Here is a 21227-nt window from a genome sequence, read left to right on the forward strand (position 1 = left end):
CCCGCCGCAGGTCGGGGCGCCTGCCGTGCGGTGGAACGATGCGGGGGCGCCGGGGCCACCCGATAGAGTGGGCTCATGGCACGCACCCAGGAGCTGCGCCGCGGCGTCTACGTGATCGGCACCGAGAACTGGAGACTGAACTCCGGTCTGGTGCTGGGCACTCAGCGCGCCCTGGTGATCGACACGGGTGCCGGTCCGCGCCAGGGGCGGGAGATCCTGGCCGCCGTGCGGGACATTACGGACCTGCCGCTGACCGTGGTGAACACCCACGCGCACTACGACCACTACATGGGCAACGCCGTGTTCGCGCGCGCCGGGGCCACCGAGTTCTGGGCGCACAAGGCGTGCGCGAGTGCGATGGCGGAGGTCGGCGAGTTCCAGCGCAGCTTCGTGGGCACGCAGGAGCCGGAGATGGGCGACGCCACGGGCATCGACACCCAGCTCGTGCTGCCCACCAACACGCTTCCGGGCAACGGCCGCCGGCCCTCGCTCACGCGCATCGACCTGGGTGAGCGCCCGGTCACCCTCTTCTTCCTGGGCCCCGGCCACACGGACAACGACGTCTGCGTGGGCGTGCACGACGTCGTGTTCTGCGGCGACCTCGTGGAGGAGGGCGCGGACCCGAACTTCGAGGACGCCTACCCGCAGCGCTGGGTCGAGTCCCTGCGCGCCCTGGCCACCCTGGAGCGCTACATCGCGTTCGTCCCGGGTCACGGCACGCCGGTCACCGCGAACTTCGTGGCGCAGCAGGCGGACACCATGGACCTGGCGGTGCACCGCGCGAAGGACGTGATCGCCTCCGGCGAGGGGCCGTCCACCGCCGCGATGTACCGCTTGCCGTATCAGGCCGGGGTCGCGCGGGTCTTCCTGGACCGCCTCGCGCTCATCGCAGCGGAGAGCGAAGCCGAGCTGCAACCGCGGCCCACCCCAGAGCTGCCGCAGCCGCAATCCCCAGGTACCCCGCCAGCAGGGTGATCCGCCCCGCGAGCGTGCCGGCCACGGTCGGGTAGGGCCACCACACGGCGGCCGCGAGCAGCACCGCGCTGAGCACGAGAAGCATGACGGCCGTGGCCACGCGGGGTCGCGCCGGGAACCACGGGCTGCCGTCCTCCACATCGCGCCGAACGCCCTGCTGCCAGGGCTCCGGCTGCCCGTTCACGGCGCCGTACGACGACGCCGCCCGCTCCCGTTCCTGCCACTGCCGCGCCTGCTGCTCCTGCGCCTGCCGCTCGTGGGCGGGCGGGACGAACGCGCTGTCCCCGCGGTCCTCGCGCCAGGAACGCTGCCGGCGGCGTCGGGAACGGTCCTCCCGGAGGCGCTGGATGTTCCCCGCCGCGGTGCCGCGCGCACCCCGCCCGGAGCGGGCTCGGGCGAGTCCGATCAGTCGCTCAGCCAGCGCGGCGAGCAGACCCCAGCCGCCCACGACGAGCAGCGCGGCGGCGGCGTCCGTGGGGCGGTGCCAGCCGTTGAGCACGGTGGTCATGCCCACGACAGCGGCCAGGAACGCACCCCAGCGCCCGGTCTTCGCACGGCGGTGGGCCGGTGCCACGAGCAGCAGCGCCATCAGCAGGGACGCCGCGGCGGTCGTGTGGCCGGAGGGGAACGAGTTGGAGGCGATCTGCTGGATCCCGAGGTCCGGCTTGTCCAGCACGCCGTGCTTAAGGAACTGCGTGGTGACGTTCGCAGCGAGCACCGCGCCCGTCGCGCACAGGGCGGCCGTCCAGCGCCGGTAGCGCACCGCCCACACGAGGGCCACGAGCCCGGCCACCACGGCCACGACCTCCGGCAGGTACTGCGAGACCACGAGCGCGAAGCCCGGGAAGTAGCCGGTGCGGTCCGCCTTGGCCTGGGCCAGCGCGACCTCGTCCAGGGCCTGGCCCGTGACGGTCTGCAGGCCGCCGTGGGCGATGACGAGCACCAGGCCCCACAGCAGCGCGAGCACCACCAGGGTGCCCACCACGGAGCGCGCCCGCACGCGCGGTGCGGGAGCGCCGGACGGCGCAGCACCGACGGGGTGCTGGGCCGGGGGGCCAGGGGGGAAGGGAGCGTACGACACGGAAGAACTACCTCACCGGATGACAGGGGGAGGCCCGCCTGGATCACGGGGGCCGTGCACCATGGTGGCACGTTCCGCTATGCCGTGGCTGTGAGGGCGGACGCGTCCGGGCTCCGGGGCCGACGCCGCCTGGCCGGGCCCGGCGCTCGAGCGGCCGCGGCGTCGACGTCGTGCCCCGCGGAGGCGGGCGGGGCGCCGTGGTGCGCGGGCGGCGTCGTCGTCCGTCAGCGGCGCGTGCGCGTGAAGGCGGAGACGCCGGTGATGGCGCGGCCGACGATCAGGGCCTGCATGGAGTCGGTGCCCTCGTACGTGGAGACGACCTCCATGTCCGTGACGTGGCGTCCGATGTGGTTCTCGAGCAGCAGCCCGTTGCCGCCGAGCATGTCCCGGGCGGTGCGGCACATGTCCAGGGCCTTGCGGGAGGTGGTCATCTTCACGAGCGAGGCCATGGCGTCCGTGAGCTGGTCCGACTCCTGCAGCTCGGCCATGCGCGTGCACAGCAGCTGCATGGAGGTGAGGTCCGAGAGCATGGTCGCGAGGCGCTCCTGCACGAGCTGGTAGTTGGCGATCGGCAGCCCGAACTGCTCGCGCTCCAGGGCGTAGCTGGCCGCGATCTCGAACGCCGCCATGCCGTGGCCCACCGCCTCCCAGGACGCCCCGCCGCGGGTGGCCTTCAGGACCGTGTTGACGTCCTTGAAGCTGCGGCACCCGGGGAGCTGGTTCTCGGCCGGGATGTGCAGGTCCGTGATGACGATATCCGCCTGGTTGATGGCGCGCTTGCCGATCTTGCCGTCGATCACGGTGGGCTCGTAGCCGCGGGGGTAGCCGCCGTCCTGCTGCTTCTCCACGACGAAACCCTTGACCTGCCCGTCCGCCTCGTCCCGGGCGTAGAGCACGATCACGTCCGCCGCGTGGCCGTTGCCGATCCACCGCTTGTGCCCGTTGAGCACCCAGTGCTCGCCGTCGCGGCGCGCGGAGGTCTCCAGGGACACGGAGTCCGAGCCGTGGGCGGGCTCGGTCAGCGCGAACGCCCCGGTCTTCTCGATCCGCGCCATCGAGGGCAGCCACCGCTCACGCTGCTCGTCGCTGCCGAGCATGTAGATGCTGCCCATGCACAGGTTCGAGTGCACGCCGAAGAACGTGTTCACGGAGCCGTCCACGCGGCCGAGTTCCCTGGCGACCACGCCCGCCGCCCGTCGTGAGAGCCCGGGGCAGCCGTAGCCGGGGATGAACGTGCCCACGATCCCCAGCTCCGCGAGGCCCGTGAACGCCTCCGTGGGGTGCTCGCCCTTCTCCCACGCCTCGTTCACGACCGGCAGGATCCGCTCGCGGCCGTACGCGCGGACCCGGTCGCGCAGGGCGACGTCCTCCGCGGAGAGGTCCTGGTCCAGCAGGAAGAAGTCGGGGTTCTCGAGAAGTTCGCTCATGAGGGGTCCTTTCGGGAGCGCAGCCACGCGAGGACGTCCTCGCGATCCGCGCCGAGGGCGGGCGGTGCCTTGTCGTAGGTCACGGGTGTGCGGCTGTAGGTCACGGGGTTCTTGACGAGGGGCACGGCGTCGTCCCCCTGCCCCACCTGCACGACCGGTTCCAGTCCCAGGAACGCCGCGTACTCCACGCCCTCCGGAACGGTGAGGATGGGCGCGCAGGCCACCCCCTGGTCCTGCAGCCGGGTGGCCCAGGCCTGCGCGGTGTCGCCGCGCAGGGCCCCGTTCAGCAGCGGGCGCAGCTCCTCCCGGTGGTTGTTCCGGTGCTCCACGGTGTCGAAGCGCGGGTCCTCGATGAGGTCCGGCATGCCCAGGACCGTGGAGAAGCGCCGGAACTGCGAGTTGTTGGCCACCGTGATGATCAGCTCCTTGTCCGCGGTGGGGAATGGACCGTAGGGGAACAGACTCGGGTGCTCGTTGCCCTGGCGCTGGGGGTCGTTGCCGCACGCGGCGTAGCCGGTGGTCTGGTTGACCATCCCGGACAGCGCCGCGGAGAGCAGGTCCAGGGCCACGTGCTGACCGCGCCCGGAGACGGTGCGCTCGTGCAGGGCACCCAGGACGGCGACGGCGGCGTGCAGCCCGGTGATGACGTCGAACAGCGCCACCCCGCCGCGCTGGGGAGGCCCGTCCGGGAAGCCCGTGACGGACATGAAGCCCGAGACCCCCTGCACCAGCAGGTCGTAGCCCGGCAGGTGCGCCCCGCCCCGGGTGCCGAAACCCGTGATGCTCGCGTGCACCAGGGACGGCCACCGCTCGGCCACGGAGGCCGGGTCCAGGCCGAACTGCTCCAGACCGCCCGGCTTGAAGTTCTCGATGAACACGTCCGCGGAGTCGATGATCTCGTAGGCCGTTTCCAGGTCCTCCGGGTCCTTGAGGTCCAGCACGATCGAGTGCTTGTTGCGGTTCACCGAGAGGAAGTACGTGCCGATGCCGTCGCGGCTCGGAGGCTTGTACAGCCGGGTGTCGTCCCCCTCCGGGCCCTCCACCTTGATCACCGTGGCACCCATGTCCGCGAGCAGCATGGTGCAGTACGGGCCGGCGAGGATCCGGGAGAAGTCGGCGACGACGACGCCGCTGAGCGGGCCGGATCCGGTGGGGTCGGGGGTCAGGGACATGCGTTCTCCAGGGCATCGGTGGTGTGTCTCAGAACACACAAGCACTAGCATTGGGTTCTGTCCAATATAAAAACATGCGCTCATTGATGCGCCACAGGCAATAAAGCCGACGGCGCGCGAGGCCTGTCCCGGCGGCGTCGGGCGCGGGAGGAGCGCACAGTGAGCACGCGGCGGAAGGTGGTCCCGGTCATGGAGGTGCACGAGGCAAAGGCGTTCCTCGCGGTGGCGCGGGAGCTGCACTTCGGGCGCGCAGCGGCGTCCCTGCGGATCGCGCAGCCGCCCCTGAGCAGGCTCATCAAGAGCATCGAGACGTCCCTGGGCACGGCGCTGTTCGAGCGCAGCACCCGCCAGGTGGCACTGACCCCGGCGGGGGAAGCGCTCGTGGAGCCCGCGAAGGCCCTGGTGGCGGCGTCCGAACAGGCCCGCGGCGCCGTCGCCAAATCGGTCACCGGGGAGACCGGGAGGGTGAGACTGGGCTTCGCGGGGGCGTCGATCAACAGGACGGTCGGCGCGCTGGCCCGCACCGTGCGCACCCACCGCCCGGGCATCCACCTGGAGCTGCACGGCTCGCAGTTCTCCCACCTGGCCATGCAGAAGGTGCTGGACGGCTCCCTGGACACCGTGATCGGGCGCTGGGACTTCGTTCCGGCGGAGCTGCGCTCCAGCGTGCTCGGCTACGAGGAGGTCATGGCGGTGCTGCCCGCGGACCACCCGCTCGCGGGGGAGGCGAGCGTGAGCATGGCGCAGCTCGCGGAGGAGTCGTGGGTGGTGCTGCCTTCGGGGCCCGGTGCCGCGCTGCAGAATCGGCTGACCTCGCTCGCCATGGCCGCCGGGTACATGCCCCGGATCGCGCAGGTGGCGCCGGACTCGTGGACGCTGCTCGTGCTCGTGGCCGCCCAGATCGGCTGCGCACTCAGCCTCGACACCGTGCGCGACAACGTCTCCTCCGAGGGCGTGGTCTTCCTCCCGCTCACTGAGGAGCAGCCGCCGCTGGAGGTGCAGATCCTCTGGCGCGGCGGCGACCCGAACCCCGCGCTGCGCTCGGTCGTCGCCATGGCGCAGAACCTCTACGGCGGCCCGCGCCGGGCGGGCGGATCCGGGGCCGGGGTGGGATGAGCCGGGTAGCGGTCCAGGCGCCGGGCTGCCGGAACGCCGGGGCCGACGCCGCCCGGGGGCCGCGGCGTCGTCGACCCCGGCCCTGACGGGTACCGGGGTGGAGCCGAGCCGAACGGCGACGGGCCGCCACGCAGCTTCCGTGCCGCCTGCGGGCCATGCCGACGCAACCCGGCGGCGTCGTCCTCGCGTGCCCGTCTACCGGTAGTCGTACCAGCCCTTGCCGGACTTGCGGCCGTGCTCGCCGGCCTCGTACTTCTCCTTGATGGATTCCGCAGGCAGGGAGGCGGGGTCCCCGGTCTGCTCGTACTCGGCGAGGCGGATCAGGTAGACGACGTCGATCCCCACCATGTCCATGAGCTCGAACGGGCCCATGGGGTGGCGCAGGGCGGTGCGCGCGGCGGTGTCGATGTCCTCGAAGTCCGCCACGCCGTCCTCGTAGAGCTTCAGGGCCTCGGCCCGCAGCGCGCCGAGCAGGCGGTTGGCCACAAAGCCGGGGACCTCCTTCTTCAGCTCCACCGGCTGCTTGCCGAGCGAGCGGGCGAAGGCGACGGCGGTCGCGACCGTCTCGCGGGACGTGCCCGCGTGCGGGACCACCTCCACGCACTCCATGACGAGCGCCGGGTTGAAGAAATGCACGTTGCACACCTTCTCCGGGCGGTTCGTGGCGTCCGCGACGCGCGAGGAGACGATGTTCGAGGAGTTCGTCGCCAGGATCGTGTGCGGCGGGCACACCCGGTCCAGCTCCGCGAAGACCTGACGCTTGATCGTGAGGTCCTCCACGGCGGCCTCGATCACGAGGTCCGCGTGGGCGGCGCAGGCGTCCCGGTCCGTGGAGAAGGTCAGGCGCTCGAAGGCCGCGTCAACGTCCTCCGGCGTGCGGCGGCCCTTGCTCACGTCCCGGTCCATGCGGGCGTGCAGCTGCTCGGACGCGCGGTCCACGGCGTCCTGGGCGATGTCCACGACGTCGGTCTCGTACCCGGCCAGCGCGCAGACCATGGCGATCTGCGAGCCCATGGCCCCGGCGCCGACCACGGTGACGTGCTGGATGTTCTCGCTCACTTGTTCACGTCCTTCTTGATGTCCTTCTGTGCGGCGGTGTGGAAGTCCGGGGTCCGCTTCTCCAGGAACGCGGTGGTTCCCTCGGTCTTCTCCGCGCTGCTGTAGAGCACGGACTGCGCCAGACGCTCCAGCAGGATGCCGGTGGCGTGGTCCACGTCGAAGCCGTGGCGGATCACCGTCTTGGCGAGCTGCACGGCCAGGGGGCCCTTGCTCATGATGGCGCGCGCGGTCTCGCGGGCGGTGTCCAGGAGGTCTGTCGGCGCCACGACTTGGGTGACGAGGCCCATGGCCAGGGCGTCCTCGGCCTTCACGCGGCGTCCGGTGAGGATGATCTCGGTCGCCCGGCCCACCCCCACCAGCTTGGCGAGGCGCTGCGTGCCACCGGCCGCGGGCATGATGCCGAGCCCGGTCTCCGGCAGCGCGAACTGCGCGTTGGTGGAGGCCACGCGGATGTCGCACGCGAGCGCCAGCTCGTGCCCGCCGCCGAACGCGTACCCGTTCACCGCCGCGATCGTGGGCTTGGGGAACTGCTCGACCTTCTCGTACACGCCCTGCATGGTCGCCTTCAAGCCGTCCTTGGGGGTGCGCACGGCGAGCTCGTTGATGTCCGCGCCGGCCACGAACGCCTTGTCCCCGGCGCCGGTGAAGATCAGGACCTGGACGGCGTCGTCGTGCTCCAGGTCCGCCAGGGTGCGGGTCAGCGCCTGCAGGACCGTGGCATTGATCGCGTTGCGCACCTCCGGGCGGTTGACCGTGACCAGGGCGATCCCGTCCGTGACCTCGACGGTCAGGACGTCGCTGCTCTCCGCGCTCATGGGGTGTTCTCCTCGGTGGTGTGGGGCGTAACGGTGCTCGTTGCATCGGTGGGCGGGCTGTGGGCCCCGCCTCTCATCCACATTCATACCGTCTCCGAGTGACCGGAAGCAGGTTCCGGGCAGATTCATGCGGATCAGGTATCGACGGCCGTCATCCGGTGCATGCCACGGCGGCCCAGCACGTGCCTGGCGCCTCCGGCCGCACCACCCCGCGCGGCTGCGACATTCAGGGCGCGAAATGCCCACCGCGCGGGCGTTTTCGAGGGCATATCCCGCCTCAGATGTTCACGCCTCACCTGCTGGAGGCAACCTCGCCCGGGGCATGACTCACAGGTGTAGCAATGCCATGGATGCCCGCCAATCCGCAGGCACTTCTGCACCCCCAGAGTTCGTCAGCGCCCGGGGACGACGCCGCCCGCTCCCGTTGTCCACGCCCCGCCCCGGTGGGAGAGTGGGCGCCATGACCACTGACGCGCGAACCCCCGACCTCGACGACCTCCTCACCGCCCTGAACGCAGGCGAGACCATCCGCGGTGGGTCCCCACTGCACGCGGTCATGCACGAGTGCAGCCAGGAGGCGCTCGCCGTCACCGCGGAGCTCAACGCCAGCTACCACTCGCCGGAGGAGGTCCGTTCACTGCTCTCCCACCTGAGCGGCCGCGCCGTCCCCGAGACCACGACCCTGTTCCCGCCGTTCCGCACCGACTTCGGGAAGAACACCGTGTTCGGCGAGCGGGTCTTCGTGAACTCCGGCTGCACGTTCCAGGACCAGGGCGGCATCACCATCGGCGACGACTGCCTGATCGGTCACAACGCACTGCTCGCCACCCTGAACCACGGCATGGACCCGGTGCACCGCGCGGACATGGAACCCGCGCCCATCGTGCTGGGCAGGGGCGTGTGGCTCGGCTCGAACGTCACGGTCCTGCCGGGGGTCACCATTGGCGACGGTGCCGTGGTCGCCGCGGCCTCGGTGGTCACCAAGGACGTCCCGGCCAACACCGTGGTGGCCGGTTCACCGGCGCGGGTGGTGCGGGACGTCGTCTGAGGTCGGGGCGTGTGTGTCATGTGTGACCCAAGCAACGGAACCCGTTGACGGGCCGGGGCGCACAGCGGAGCACTTATGACCAAGCGTGCGGTGAGCACGTCGCCGTACCTCGAAAGGACAGGAAAATGACCGAGTACGCAGCTGTTGTCACGTTCCCCCGACAACGCCCAGGCCTACCAGGCCATCGCCAAGCTTCGTGATTCCTCCCTGATCAACGAGATCACCTCCGCGGCGCTCGTGGAGCGTGACGCGAACGGTCGTCTCACCGTTCCCGAGGGCGACGACGCCCTGATCGGCGCGGGCGCGGCCGGCGGCGGTCTGCTGGGCATGGTCGTGGGTGTGCTGGGCGGCCCGATCGGCATGCTCTTCGGCCTCGGTGCCGGGGCGCTCGCGGGCAGCCTCTTCGACCTGGACCGTGCCGAGGCCGGTGACACCGCCCTCGCGGAGTTCGGCCGGACCGTGAAGCCGGGCGGTAACGCCCTGATCCTGCAGACGGACGAGCCGGACGTCGCCGGTCTGGACGGTTTCGTGAAGGACCTCGGCGGCACCATCGTCCGCCGCCCGCTGGACGAGGTCGTCGACGAGCTGGAGGCCCAGCAGGCCGCCGCGGAAGCCGCTGCGGACGCCGCCGACCAGAAGATGCGCGAGCAGCGCCGCGAAGAGCGCAAGGAGAAGTGGGACGAGCGCGTCGAGAACCTGCGCAAGAAGTTCCACCGCGACGAGAAGTAGTACCGCTCTCAGAGCGCGAACTTCACACGGCGAGGCCGCTTCCCCGAGGGGAGACGGCCTCGTTGCTTTTCCATGAAAAGCGACGGGGATTGTCAGCCCCTGGAGCACCTACCCCGCTTCACCCCGTAGACGGTCGTAGAAGCCCGCCGCCATGGCCAGGGACACCAGTTCGCTCGCGGGCATCTCCTGCAGGACCTTGGCGAACTTCTCGGAGAGGTCGTTGTGGCTCCACACGCTGTCCTCGAGGACCACGCGCAGCTCGGGCGAGCGCGCGAAGTCCAGGGGCGTGTTGTTGCGGGCCTGGACCTTGAGGTTCTCGTTCTCCTGGGCGGTGGTGAGCCAGAGGTCCACGGCGTTGACCTTGTAGTCGTCGCTGGCGTCCAGGCCGCCGAGGTACTTGTTGACCTTCTCCACTAGTTCGGTCTTGGCGGCCCGTTCGCGCTCGGCCTGTCGACTCATGCCCACCTCGGTGAGTCCCCGCAGCCCTTCGGCCTCGCCGTCTTGTAATTCCAGGTTCTGCTCGCGCTGCTTCTCCAGGTGGTAGTGCGTGAGCACCACGTCCTCAGCGGTGACCGTCTCCGGGACCTCGGTGTCCAGCTGGGCATTGAGCCGCCGGGCGAGCAGGTCCGCGAACACGGAGAGCTTGAGGTACTCGGGGTCCCCGAAGTTGAGGATCTGGGAGAAGAACGCGTAGGACGTCACGTACTGGCCGAGCAGGGAACGGAACTCTTCGAGCAGGTCCCGCGCGGCGGCGTCGTCGTCCGCGAGGGCGCGGTTCCAGCGGTCCATGAAGCGCTCCACGGCGGGGTCCAGGCCGGGGGAGAGGGAGCTGTGCTTGCCCCGCACGTTGTTCCACGCCTCCCACACCTGGTCCACCTCGGAGGTGTTGAAGATGCCGGCGGCCTTGAGCTTCTCCAGCTGCTTGGAGACCAGGTCCAGGTCCGAGGGCGTCTTGATGACCGCCTCCTGGTAGTACTCCTGGAACGCTTTGAGGATCTCGTCGGCGTCGTTCACGAAGTCCAGCACGTACGTGTCCGTCTTGCCGTCCATGCGCCGGTTCAAGCGGGACAGCGTCTGCACGGCGGCGATGCCGGAAAGCTGCTTGTCCACGTACATGCCCACCAGCAGGGGTTGATCGAAGCCGGTCTGGTACTTGTTCGCGACGATCAGGATGTTCTGGTCGTCCTGGTTGAACACCGCCGCCAGGTCCCGGCCCTTCACGTCCGGGTTCATGGACGCCTCCGTGACCTCGGGGCGCTCGCCGTCCCCGATCACCGCCACGTCCGGGTCCGGCAGGGAGCCGGAGAACGCCACCAGGGTCTTCAACGGCAGACCCTCCCGCTCGATGTGGCGCTGGAACGACCGCTGGTACTGCACGGCGGACGCGCGCGAACTCGTGACCACCATGGCTTTGCCGCGCCCGTTCAGGGCGGGCTGGACCGTGTGCAGGTAGTGCTTGATGATCACGTCCACCTTGGAGTCCACGTTGGTGGGGTGCAGCTCCACGAACCCGATGTACGCGCGCGTTCCCCGGCGCACGTCCACCTCCTCGCCCGCGTTACCCCCGGGCGACGACGCCGCTGACGCGCCTTCCCTGCCGCCCGTCCCGTTCGCGCCGGGCAGGGTGTCCGGGTCCGAACCGCGCAGGGCGATCTTGGCCACGCGCTCGTAGGTCGTGTAGTTCTTCAGGACGTCCAGGATGAAGCCCTCCTGGATGGCCTGCTTCATGGAGTAGAGGTCGAACGGCTCCTTCTTGTCCGCCTTGTTGGGGGTGCCGAAGAGGTCCAGCGTCTTGGCCTTGGGCGTGGCCGTGAACGCGAAGTAGCTGATCCGGTGGCCGTCGTCCGCCTGGGCCGCCATTCGGATCAGGGCGTCCTGGTCCGCTCCCGGCTCCAGGACGCCGTCCTGGTCCACGAGCGGTGCGCCGTCCTCGCCCAGCGCGGCGGCGGGGTCATTGAGGTACAGCAGCTCCTTGACCGCGCTGGCCGCGTTGCCGGACTGCGAGGAGTGGGCTTCGTCCGCGAGCACCGCAAAGCGCTTGCCCTCGAACGTGCCGCCCTGCTCGCGGATCTTGGACAGGGCATAGGGGAAGGTCTGCAGGGTTACGCCGATGATGGGCACCCCACCGGCCAGTGCCTCGATGAGCTGAGCGGTCTTGGAGCCCTCCGAGCCGGAGGTGATGGGCTGGAACTGGCCGGTGGCGTTCACCAGCTGGTCCACGGCGTCCTGGAGCTGGCGGTCCAGCACCTGGCGGTCCGCGATCACGAAGACGGTGTCGAACACCTTCTCCCCGGCCGCCGTGTGGAGCGTGGCCATGCGGTGGGCGGTCCACGCAATGGAGTCCGTCTTGCCGGAACCCGCCGAGTGCTGGATCAGGTACTTGTGCCCTGGGCCCTCCTCCCGCGCGGCGGCGGTGAGCCGGCTGACGGCACGCCACTGGTGGTAGCGCGGGAAGCGGATCTGGGCGGTGTCCGTCTCGGCACCGGTGCGCGGATCCACCTTCTTTTGGTGGTTCACGTACACGAACTTGGTGAGGATGCTCAGCCACGTGTCCCGCTGCAGGGTCTCCTCCCAGAAGTAGGAGGAGCGCGCGCCGTTCGGGTTGGGCGGGTTGCCCGCGCCGTTGTCGTGGCCGCGGTTGAACGGCAGGAACGACGTCCCACGGCCTTTGAGCTCGGTGGTCATGTAGACGTCGTGGTCCGTGAGGGCGAAGTGCACGAGCGCACCCCGGAACGGGGTCAGCAGGGGCTCGCCGGCGGGCGTGCGGTCGTTCTCGTACTGCTTGATCGATGCCTGCAAGGACTGGGTGAAGTCGGTCTTGATCTCCACCGTGGCCACGGGCAGGCCGTTGAGGAAGAGCACCAGGTCGATGCGGTCCGCCTTGCGCGTGGAGTACACGACCTCCTGCACCACCCGGAGGCGGTTCTTCGCGTAGCGCTCTGCAATGCGGGGGTTCCGGTCGTCCGCCGGGGGCATCTGCAGCATGCTGAACCGCCGAGCGCCGGGCACCATGAAGCCCTTGCGGAGGACGTTCAGCACGCCACCGCCGTCCCGCTCCGGCTGGGAGAGCTGGCTGGTGAGTCGATCCAGGATGCGGCGCTCGCCCTTGGTTTTTTCCGCCTCGTCACCGCGGGGAGGAACGATCTTGGCGAAGTTCTCCGGGTCCGTGTCCTCCAGCCAGCCCAGGACGTCCTCGGGGAAGAGGGCGCGCTCCTTGTCGTAACCGGCCGAGGACTCCGAGTGGAGCCACCCGTGGTCCCCGAGGTACTCCGCGATCTCCTGCTGGAGCTTCTTCTCCTGGTGCTGCTGACTCATGCGCTCTCCCTAGTTCTCCCTGTGCAGACCCTGCGCGATGTCGTCTTCCAGCTGCTCCGCGGCGGGCTTGTTCCTGGTAGTGACGTCGATCTGGCCCGTGACCGCGGCCGTGATGAGGGCGGCGCGGCGCTCGCGGGCAAGGGCAATAAACGATTCCGCATCCGCCACGGCCTGAGCGGTTCTAGCTGTCTCTCGGCGGGCCTCGGTGACGAGAGCAGCTTGAAGATTCTTCGGGGGCACGGGGACCCTGAACTGCTGGAGCATGTGACAGGTCAAGGCGCCCTTTGTCCCACCGTTTCCGTCGCTCAGTTGCCGTAATTCGGGGTACGCAACATCCAGTGCCAGACGCAAATACTCGATAGAGATCGGCCCTTGGGCTGAGCGGGGGGTGAGGTATGCCAGATGTTGGTTGATGGTGGCCTCAATTTCCAGTGCGGTCACCATGCCGCGGGTTTTACCCTGGCCCGTGATGCCGATCAACAAGCTGCCGGGTTGGACAACGGGCAAATGCAGCTCATTCAGGGCGTCATGAGATACGTGCCTGAAAGCGTGTGTGACGGAAGGTGCATTGACCACGGAGCTATTGAGCCAAGGGAAACCGTCCTGATCCCAGAATCTGGCTGTACTGGTGGACGGAGTAGAGCCGTTGCCGATGGAAAAATGCCATTGCAGTTTTTGTAGACTCCAGCCATGGGGGAGCTTGCCCCAGAACTGAATGGCATCGCGACCTCGACTAGTGTCCAGAGTTTGACCCGTAACCAGGCGGTACTTCTGAACTCGTTGACGTTCCTTGAGGTGCTCGATCAGTTCAATTTGATCTGAGATGGCGTCGTCAATTTCGGCGGTCTCATGGTCGAGGTAATCCGCGATCCTCTTCTGAATCGCGTTGGGCGGATAGAGAAGAAGCGTCCGGTCGAAAGCGATTGGGTCCAGATCCCACTGGTTGGGTCTAACTCCAGTGGAGATGCTGCCGTAGTGCTGGAAATATAACCCCGAACGAAGGAGATAATGCAAGTACCTGCTGTTCGAATCCACGGTTGATGTGCTTTTATAGATAAAGTATGCTGGGCTGATGATGCCCGTGTGATCCGAGACCGCAACGGATCCTTGCCATGCCTTCATTTTGTTGACCACGAGGTCGCCTGTATCAACTTTTTGGTACTTGCTGAGGTCGTCTGAGGCTTTGTTGAAATTATCGGAACGACTGTCCTTGGGGATGACGCCGTGGTCGCGATAGATCGAAAGTAGTTGCTCAGACCCGTTGCCCAGTTGTTTACTCCGTTGAAACACGAATTTCAGTGGCCGGGTTGACCAACCGCAGCGGGAGGCAAGACCTGCAACCGTGGCATTGAAATCGGTGGCAGTCACTTCTTGACCTCCTCCAACCGCGCGCGGATACGGCCCAGGACCTCGTCCAGGTCCCGGTCGATCTCCTCCAGCGGGCGGGGTGGGACGTACTCGTAGAAGTGGCGGGTGAAGGGGATCTCCGCGCCCTCCTTGGTCTTGGACTCGTCGATCCAGGCGTCGGGCACGAAGAGCTTCACCTCGCGTTCCAGGTACTCGTGAATGTCATCGTCCCACGGGACGTTCTCGGTGTCCCGCATGGTGGCATCCGGCTCCGGGGTCTTGAGACGGCCGGTCTGGAGTTCGCCGTCCTCGTCCCGTTCGCTGAGCTCGTTGACGATCACCTTCACGAGAGCCGGCTTCAGTCGCAGGCCCTTCTCGGTGGCCACCGCCATGAACTCATTGGTGAACTGCGCACGGTTGGTGCTGACCGTGCCGTCTCCACGCTGGGACAGGAGGGTGAGTGTGGAACGCAGCGCGGCGGCGTCGTCGGCGGAGAGCTTTGAGACCTGCTTGGCGGCCATGACGCGCTCGATGCGCTCCTCCGTGCACGCGAAAGTGAGCCGGAGCGGGCGCTCCACCGTGATGGTGCGGTAGAAGAAGTCCTCGGTGCGGAAGATCTTGGAGTGCTTGGTCTCCGCGAAGTCGCGGTAGAGCTGGGCGATCTCCGCGATGTTCTCCGCCGAGAGCTGCTTGCGCTTGGAGCCCACCGACTTGCGCATCTTCACGAACATGTCCGTGGCGTCGATCAGCTGGACCTTGCCGCGGCGTTCCGCGGGCTTGTCCTTAGAGAGGATCCACACGTAGGTGGAGATGCCCGTGTTGTAGAACATGTCCGTGGGCAGGCCGATGATGGCCTCCAGGTAGTCGTTCTCCAGGACCCACTTGCGGATGTTCGACTCGCCGGAGCCCGCGCCGCCCGTGAACAGCGGGGAGCCGTTGAGCACGATGGCCGCGCGGCCCGCGGCCTGGGTCTCATCCGCGGAGCCCGGCTCGCGCATCTTGGAGATCATGTGCATGAGGAACAGCAGTGAGCCGTCCGAGACGCGGGGCAGGCCCGGGCCGAAACGGCCGCCGAAGCCCGCGACCGTGTGCTCGCGCTCCACCTCCTTGCGGTTCTGCTTCCAGTCCACGCCGAACGGCGGATTGGAGAGGCAGTAGTGGAACGTGCGGTTGCGGAACGCGGGTTCCGTGAGGGTGTTGCCCAGCACGATGTTGTCGATGGGCTGGCCCTTGACCACCATGTCCGCCTTGCAGATGGCGTAGGACGCGGGGTTGATCTCCTGTCCCAGCAGGTTCACCTGGGCGGAAGGGTTGAGGGACTTGATCTTGTCGTCCGCCACGGAGAGCATGCCGCCGGTGCCGGCCGTGGGGTCGTACACCTCGCGGATCAGGCCGGGGACGGTGAGGTCCTCGTCGTCCGTGAGCAGGAGCGTGACCATGAGGTCGATGACCTCGCGCGGGGTGAAGTGCTCACCCGCCGTCTCGTTGGAGGCCTCCGCGAACTTGCGGATCAGCTCCTCGAAGATGTGGCCCATCTGGTCGTTGCTGACCGCGTCCGGGTGGAGGTTCGCCTTGGAGAAGTGCTGAAGGATCTGCAACAGGAGGTCGTGGTTCGCGAGGTCCACGATGGTGTCCTCGAACCGGTACTTCTGGAAAATTTCGCGGACGTTGGGGGAGAACGCGTTGACGTAGTCCCGGAGGTTCTCCTCCAGGTTGTCTGGATCGCCCTGCATGGACTTGAGGTCGTGCTGCGAGCGGTTGAAGAAGCTGTACGTGTGGCCCGCGCGGTTGCGGAGCATGGCGATGGGCGGCTCCACCCCCACGTACATGGGGCCGATGGCCTCCAGCACCGCTTCTTTCGTGGGGGCCAGCACCGCATCCAGGCGGAAGAGGACCGTGAACGGCAGGATCACATCCCCGTACTCGTGCTGCTTGTAGGTGCCGCGGAGGATGTCCGCGGCACCCCAGATGAAGGATGCGTGGTTGAACACTTGTGGGGCCTTACGTGGTGATCGGGAGGGTACTGCCGAGTGTAGGGTCCGGGTGCCTACTTCGCGGGGCGGGCTACTGCCCCGGCGCGGCGCGTCTGGGAGGTGAGAGGGCGATGTCATGCCGGAGCCTCGGGCGGTGAGGCGACGGCGCGCCGCGCCGCAAGGAGCTGGGCGGCGTTGTGGGATAAGCCGGGTTCGGAAGGGTGACGTTCGGTGGGCAGGAGTGGCGCAGAAGTCATAATCAGGAACGGCAATTTTTATGAGAAACTGAGTTACTTATAAAAATGGGAGTGAAAATTATGACCAACGCAGCATGGCCCGCCGTCGGCGGCGAAGAGCTGGTGTGGACCCCCGCCGCGGAAGCGACATGGGGGTGAACGCCACCCGCGGAGGTCGCGCGACAACCTACCGAGCTGCCCTGGTGCCACTCATCGCCGGGCGCGTCCCGCAGCTGAGCGAGGATGCCCAGCGTGACGCAGAGGGCGCGGCTCACGAGCTGACACGGTTCGATGCCGAGCTGGGGGAGCGGGTCGCCTCCTTTGCGCCGGTGCTGCTGCGGTCGGAGGCGGCGTCGTCCTCACAGATCGAGAACTTGACCGCCTCGGCGAGGGCGATCTTCAGCGCGGAACTGGGCGTGCGGCGCAGCCGCAACGCGGAGGAGATCGCCGCGAACACGAAGGCGATGCGCGCTGCGCTGGATCTCGCGAACGAGCTCTCCGCAGAAGCGATCCTCAAGATGCACCGCGTGCTCATGGAGGAGCAGCCACGGCACACCCCTGGCGAGTGGCGAGACGAACCCGTGTGGATCGGCACGCGCTCCGACTCACCCAGGGGCGCCGAGTACGTGGCACCACGCCACGAGCGGATCCCGACACTTGTCCAGGACCTCGTGGAGTTCATGGGGGAGACGACTGCGGCACCGTTGGTGGCCGTAGCCGTGGCGCACGCCCAGTTCGAGACCATCCACCCGTTCAGCGACGGCAACGGGCGAACGGGCCGGGCTTTAGCGCAGGCCATGCTGCGGCACTGGGGTGTCACCCGGAACGTGGCCGTACCGGTCTCGGCAGGACTGCTGGCGGATGTGTCGGGCTACCACTCGGCACTGGACGCGTACCGGGCCGGGGACGTGGAACCGATCGTGCGGCAGTTCTCCGCCGCCTCCCGCCGGGCCGTGGCCAATGCCCGACAGCTCGTGGCCGACATCGACCGCATCCGGGACGAGTGGGGTTCGATGCTGACCGTGCGGAAGAACTCGAACGCCTGGAAGCTTCTGGATGTCCTGGCCCGGCGGCCCGTGCTCAACAGTGCGACTGCGGCCGCCGAGCTGGGAGTCAAGCAACCTAACGTGTACCCGCCCCTGCGGAGGCTCACCGAGGCGGGGATCGTGAGGTCCAAGAACGAGCACCAGCTGGGGCCGTTCTGGTGCAGCGACGAGGTGCTGGCCGCGATTGACGCGTTCGCGGTGCGGGCGGGGCGACGGTCCGGCAGATAAGGGGTCGAGGGGCTGAGAAAAGATCCAGCCCACTCCCGACCGAAGTCGAGGCGGGCTGAACGGTTGTCGCACTGCTACCAACTGGAGCGGATCGGCCACGGCTCGAACGCGGAACCTCAGCGCGGACGGCGTCCGCGCTCCTGCGGTTCGCCTGCGAGCGCGTTTCCCCAATACAGAGCCCTGACCCTCGCAGTGAGGGCCCAAGGCACCCAGCGTGGGCCTGGTCCTCTGACGCCTACCCTGGACCCATGCCCACCCCACACCTGACCCTCCCCCCGCTCCCCGACCTCCTCGCCTCCGCCCACGTGGTCTCCCTCCCCATGCGCGTGACCTTCCGCGGCGTGACCCAGCGCGAGACCGTTGTCTTCCGCGGCCCGGCCGGCTGGGGCGAGTTCGGTCCGTTCCCGGAGTACGGGGACCCCGAGGCAGCGTCCTGGCTGCGCGCCGGGATCGAGGCCGCCTGGCAGGGCTTCCCGGAGCCGGTCCGCGACCGGGTGCCGGTCAACGCGACCGTCCCCGCCGTCTCGGCGGAGCGCGTCCCGGACGTCCTGGGCGGCTACGCGGGCCGGGTCCACGCCGTGAAGATCAAGGTGGCCGAGCGCGGCCAGGGCCTCGCGGACGACGTCGCCCGCGTCGCCGCCGTCCGCCACCTCCTCCCCGAGGCCGAGCTGCGCGTGGACGCCAACATGGGCTGGGACGAGGACGCCGCCGTGACCGCACTGAGCGCCCTGAGCGAGTTCCGTCTCGCCTACGCCGAGCAGCCCGTAGCGAGCGTCGAGGGGCTGGCGAGCGTGCGGCGTCGGCTGCGGCATGCGGGTGTGGGAACGCTGATCGCCGCGGACGAGTCCGTGCGCAAGGCGGAGGACCCCCTGGCCGTGGCGCGCGCGGGGGCCGCGGACCTGATCGTCGTGAAGGTGGCGCCCCTCGGGGGCGTGCGCCGCGCCCTGGACATCGTCGCGCAGGCGGGGCTGCCCGCCGTGGTGAGCTCCGCCATCGACTCCTCCGTGGGCATCCGCGCGGGCGTCGCCCTGGCCGCGGCCCTGCCCGAGCTGCCGTACGCGTGCGGGCTCGGCACGCTCTCGCTGATGACGGCGGACGTGACCGCCGAACCGCTGCGACCGGTGGACGGCTTCCTGCCCGTGCGGGACATGGCCGTGGACGAGGCCCTGCTCGCCGAGCACGCCGTCACGGGCGCGCGCCGCGACTGGTGGCTGGACCGGCTGCGCCGCACCCACGCCGTGCTCGCCGCTCGGGGTTAACCTCCGGTTCGCCGGGCGGTCGCGAAGCGATCACCCCGGGATGCTCTAGTGGGTGTGGAACCACTCGCTGACATGCGCCGACGCATGTCCCACCCCAGGGAGCCACTCCATGACCCAAGCACCCGAACGCCGCCGTCTGCTGCCCATGCTGGGCCACGTGAACGGCAAGCGCAGCCCGCTCACGTGCGAACTCAAGTGCGGCAGCCAGTGCATGACCCCGGACGCGAACACCTCGTCCAACGAGTACGCGCACGACATCATCTCCGCCGCCGTGAGCCGCCGCGCCGCGCTGGGCCTGGGTGCCGCCGGTGCCGTGACGGTGGGCCTGGTGGCCGCGACCGCCGAGCCCGCGCAGGCCACGTACGGCTACTGGGGCCAGGGCGGAGCGCGCCTGGACTTCACCCCCATTACGCCCGTGGGCATGACCGTGGACGACCTCACGGTCCCCAAGGGCTACGACTGGTCGCCCATCATCCGCTGGGGTGACCCCCTGTTCTACGACTCCCCGGAGTTCGACCCGAAGAACCAGACCCCGGAGTCCCAGGCCCAGCAGTTCGGCTTCAACTCGGACTACCTGGACGTCATCCCGGACCCCAACGGGCTCACGGGCGTATTGGTCAACAATCACGAGTACACCAACGAGAACACCATGTTCCCCGCGGGCTCCGAGAAGACGAACCTGGCCAACGTGGTGCGGACCGCCATCCAGGCGCACGGCATGTCGGTCGTGGAGATCACCCGCGAGAAGGTGGGGGAGCCGTGGACCTACGTGCGCGGCGGGGCCCGCAACAGGCGCATCACCCTGACCACGCCGTTCGTCATGGACGGTCCCGCGGCGGGCTCGGACCTGCTCAAGACCCAGGACGACCCGACCGGCAAGCGCGTGCTGGGCACCCAGAACAACTGCTCCGGCGGCGTCACCCCGTGGGGCACGGTGCTCTCCGGCGAGGAGAACATCCACCAGTACTTCATCACCTCCGGCACCGCGGAGGAGAAGCGCTACGGCTTCCGCACCACCATGCCCTCGCGCCGCTGGCCGGAGGTGGAGAAGCGCTTCGACGCCCGCATCCCGGGGTACAGGAACGAGCCGAACCGCTTCGGCTGGGTCGTGGAGATCGACCCCCAGAACCCCAACTCGGCCCCGCTGAAGCACACCGCGATGGGCCGCTTCAAGCACGAGGGCGCGAACGTGCGCGTGGGCGACGACGGCACCGTGGTGGCCTACTCCGGCGACGACGAGAAGTTCGAGTACATCTACAAGTTCGTCTCCGCGAAGAAGTTCCGGAAGGGTGACAAGAAGCACAACATGACCCTGCTCTCGGAGGGCGACCTCTACGTGGCCCGCCTCAAGGGCAACTCCCCGCAGCGCCAGATCACCGGCACGGGCGCCCTGCCCAAGGACGGCGAGTTCGACGGCTCCGGCGAGTGGCTGCCCCTGGTCAAGGGCGGGAAGTCCATGGTCAAGGGCATGTCCGTGGAACAGGTGCTCGTCCACACGCGTCTCGCGGCGGACCAGGTGGGCGCCACCAAGATGGACCGCCCCGAGGACGTGGAGCCCAGCCCGCACACCGGCAAGGTCTACGTGGCGCTGACCAACAACTCGGACCGCGGCACACCGGGCAAGGCCGGCGTGGACGAGGCCAACCCGAGGACCGGCAACCGCAGCGGCTACGTCCTGGAGCTGACGGAGCGCCACAACCTCCCGCTGGCCACCCGCTTCGACTGGAACCTGCTGCTGGTCTGCGGTGATCCCACCAAGGACTCCGGCACGTACTTCGGCGGCTTCCCCAAGGAGAAGGTCTCGCCCATCTCCTGCCCGGACAACGTGGCCTTCGACACCGCCGGGAACCTGTGGATCTCCACGGACGGCGCGCCCTCGACGATCGGCTACAACGACGGCCTGTTCAAGGTCGCACTGGGCGGCTCCGAGCGTGGCCGCGTGCAGCAGTTCCTCTCCGTCCCGCAGGACGCGGAGACGTGCGGCCCCGTGGTGCACGACGCCGAGGGCATGGTCTACATCTCCGTGCAGCACCCGGGGGAGGACGGCTCCTTCGAGCAGCCCCGCTCCTACTTCCCGGACTACGCCCTGCCCACGCGCCTGGGCCCCGGCGAGTTCTCGATGCCCCGCCCCGCCGTGATCCAGGTCTTCCGCAAGAACCGGAACGACAAGCCCCAGTTCCCGGGCAACGTGAGCGACCAGCCGGGCAAGGGCGAGAACCAGGGAAAGCGCCGCAAGAACGGCCACACCGGCCCCCGGTACCGCGGCTACGAGGGCAAGTCCACGCAGGAGCTGCGCCGGTGGGCGCAGCAGGCGCCCAAGAGCTTCGAGGGCTGACCCGGCGCCCGCCGGGGCGCCGTTCGTCACGAGCGGGCGGGAGCGCGGTTCGTCGCGCTCCCGCCC

General features: G+C 68.8%; 15 protein-coding genes. 7 read left to right on the forward strand and 8 right to left on the reverse strand.

Annotated elements, in window-relative coordinates; genetic code table 11:
- Positions 1 to 75: 75 nt before the first annotated feature.
- Positions 76 to 975: an MBL fold metallo-hydrolase gene (locus KVA01_RS06055; RefSeq protein WP_141269334.1), complete on the forward strand. Its 900-nt coding sequence runs from the start codon at positions 76 to 78 to the stop codon at positions 973 to 975.
- Here the strand turns inward: KVA01_RS06055 and KVA01_RS06060 are convergent.
- The 3 genes from KVA01_RS06060 to KVA01_RS06070 form a co-directional block, all read right to left on the reverse strand.
- Positions 884 to 2056 (reverse strand): phosphatase PAP2 family protein, encoded by a 1173-nt coding sequence (locus KVA01_RS06060; RefSeq protein ID WP_233438782.1) that lies wholly within the window; start codon positions 2054 to 2056, stop codon positions 884 to 886. The two genes, KVA01_RS06055 and KVA01_RS06060, sit on opposite strands and share 92 nt — an antisense overlap.
- Before the next feature lie 224 nt (positions 2057 to 2280).
- Positions 2281 to 3483, reverse strand: coding sequence for an acyl-CoA dehydrogenase family protein (locus tag KVA01_RS06065; RefSeq protein WP_141269336.1), 1203 nt, complete (start codon positions 3481 to 3483; stop codon positions 2281 to 2283).
- Positions 3480 to 4655: a CaiB/BaiF CoA transferase family protein gene (locus KVA01_RS06070; RefSeq protein WP_068467633.1), complete on the reverse strand. Its 1176-nt coding sequence runs from the start codon at positions 4653 to 4655 to the stop codon at positions 3480 to 3482. The genes KVA01_RS06065 and KVA01_RS06070 overlap by 4 nt, the downstream gene beginning before the upstream one ends.
- A 159-nt stretch (positions 4656 to 4814) precedes the next feature.
- Between KVA01_RS06070 and KVA01_RS06075 the strand changes: the two genes are divergently transcribed.
- On the forward strand, positions 4815 to 5771 hold the full coding sequence (locus tag KVA01_RS06075) for a LysR substrate-binding domain-containing protein (RefSeq protein WP_231860553.1): 957 nt from the start codon (positions 4815 to 4817) through the stop codon (positions 5769 to 5771).
- Positions 5772 to 5966: 195 nt separating this feature from the next.
- Here the strand turns inward: KVA01_RS06075 and KVA01_RS06080 are convergent, their stop codons facing one another.
- Both KVA01_RS06080 and KVA01_RS06085 read right to left on the reverse strand, forming a co-directional pair.
- Positions 5967 to 6830: a 3-hydroxyacyl-CoA dehydrogenase family protein gene (locus KVA01_RS06080; RefSeq protein WP_082810219.1), complete on the reverse strand. Its 864-nt coding sequence runs from the start codon at positions 6828 to 6830 to the stop codon at positions 5967 to 5969.
- On the reverse strand, positions 6827 to 7645 hold the full coding sequence (locus KVA01_RS06085; RefSeq protein ID WP_068467632.1) for an enoyl-CoA hydratase/isomerase family protein: 819 nt from the start codon (positions 7643 to 7645) through the stop codon (positions 6827 to 6829). The genes KVA01_RS06080 and KVA01_RS06085 overlap by 4 nt, the downstream gene beginning before the upstream one ends.
- A gap of 460 nt (positions 7646 to 8105) precedes the next feature.
- Between KVA01_RS06085 and KVA01_RS06090 the strand changes: the two genes are divergently transcribed.
- Together KVA01_RS06090 and KVA01_RS06095 are read left to right on the forward strand one after the other, a co-directional pair.
- Entirely contained in the window at positions 8106 to 8693 is a 588-nt protein-coding gene (locus KVA01_RS06090) for a DapH/DapD/GlmU-related protein (RefSeq protein ID WP_141269338.1), read from the forward strand.
- 144 nt (positions 8694 to 8837) lie between these two features.
- Positions 8838 to 9422, forward strand: a complete 585-nt coding sequence (locus tag KVA01_RS06095) for a DUF1269 domain-containing protein (protein ID WP_197461435.1) — start codon at positions 8838 to 8840, stop codon at positions 9420 to 9422.
- 108 nt (positions 9423 to 9530) lie between these two features.
- On the opposite strand, the gene KVA01_RS06100 is transcribed toward KVA01_RS06095, so the two are convergent.
- From KVA01_RS06100 to KVA01_RS06110, 3 genes are read right to left on the reverse strand one after another with little or no spacing between them, the layout of a single operon-like run.
- Entirely contained in the window at positions 9531 to 12737 is a 3207-nt protein-coding gene (locus tag KVA01_RS06100) for a type I restriction endonuclease subunit R (RefSeq protein ID WP_141269340.1), read from the reverse strand.
- A 9-nt stretch (positions 12738 to 12746) separates the two neighbouring features.
- The gene (locus tag KVA01_RS06105; protein WP_141269342.1) at positions 12747 to 14105 is read right to left on the reverse strand and encodes a restriction endonuclease subunit S; all 1359 of its coding nucleotides are present in this window, start codon (positions 14103 to 14105) and stop codon (positions 12747 to 12749) included.
- Positions 14102 to 16075, reverse strand: a complete 1974-nt coding sequence (locus tag KVA01_RS06110) for a type I restriction-modification system subunit M (protein WP_141269343.1) — start codon at positions 16073 to 16075, stop codon at positions 14102 to 14104. The genes KVA01_RS06105 and KVA01_RS06110 overlap by 4 nt, the downstream gene beginning before the upstream one ends.
- 421 nt (positions 16076 to 16496) lie before the next feature.
- Between KVA01_RS06110 and KVA01_RS06115 the strand changes: the two genes are divergently transcribed.
- From KVA01_RS06115 to KVA01_RS06125, 3 genes are all read left to right on the forward strand, one after another.
- Positions 16497 to 17567, forward strand: a complete 1071-nt coding sequence (locus KVA01_RS06115; RefSeq protein ID WP_233438783.1) for a Fic family protein — start codon at positions 16497 to 16499, stop codon at positions 17565 to 17567.
- 248 nt (positions 17568 to 17815) lie between these two features.
- Entirely contained in the window at positions 17816 to 18826 is a 1011-nt protein-coding gene (locus KVA01_RS06120) for an o-succinylbenzoate synthase (RefSeq protein WP_141269347.1), read from the forward strand.
- Between the two features lie 109 nt (positions 18827 to 18935).
- Positions 18936 to 21161, forward strand: a complete 2226-nt coding sequence (locus tag KVA01_RS06125; RefSeq protein WP_141269349.1) for a PhoX family protein — start codon at positions 18936 to 18938, stop codon at positions 21159 to 21161.
- Positions 21162 to 21227 lie beyond the last annotated feature (66 nt).

Origin of the sequence: Kocuria varians (assembly GCF_006539885.1) — a bacterium.
In the GTDB taxonomy this organism is placed as follows: Bacteria; Actinomycetota; Actinomycetes; order Actinomycetales; family Micrococcaceae; genus Kocuria; species Kocuria varians.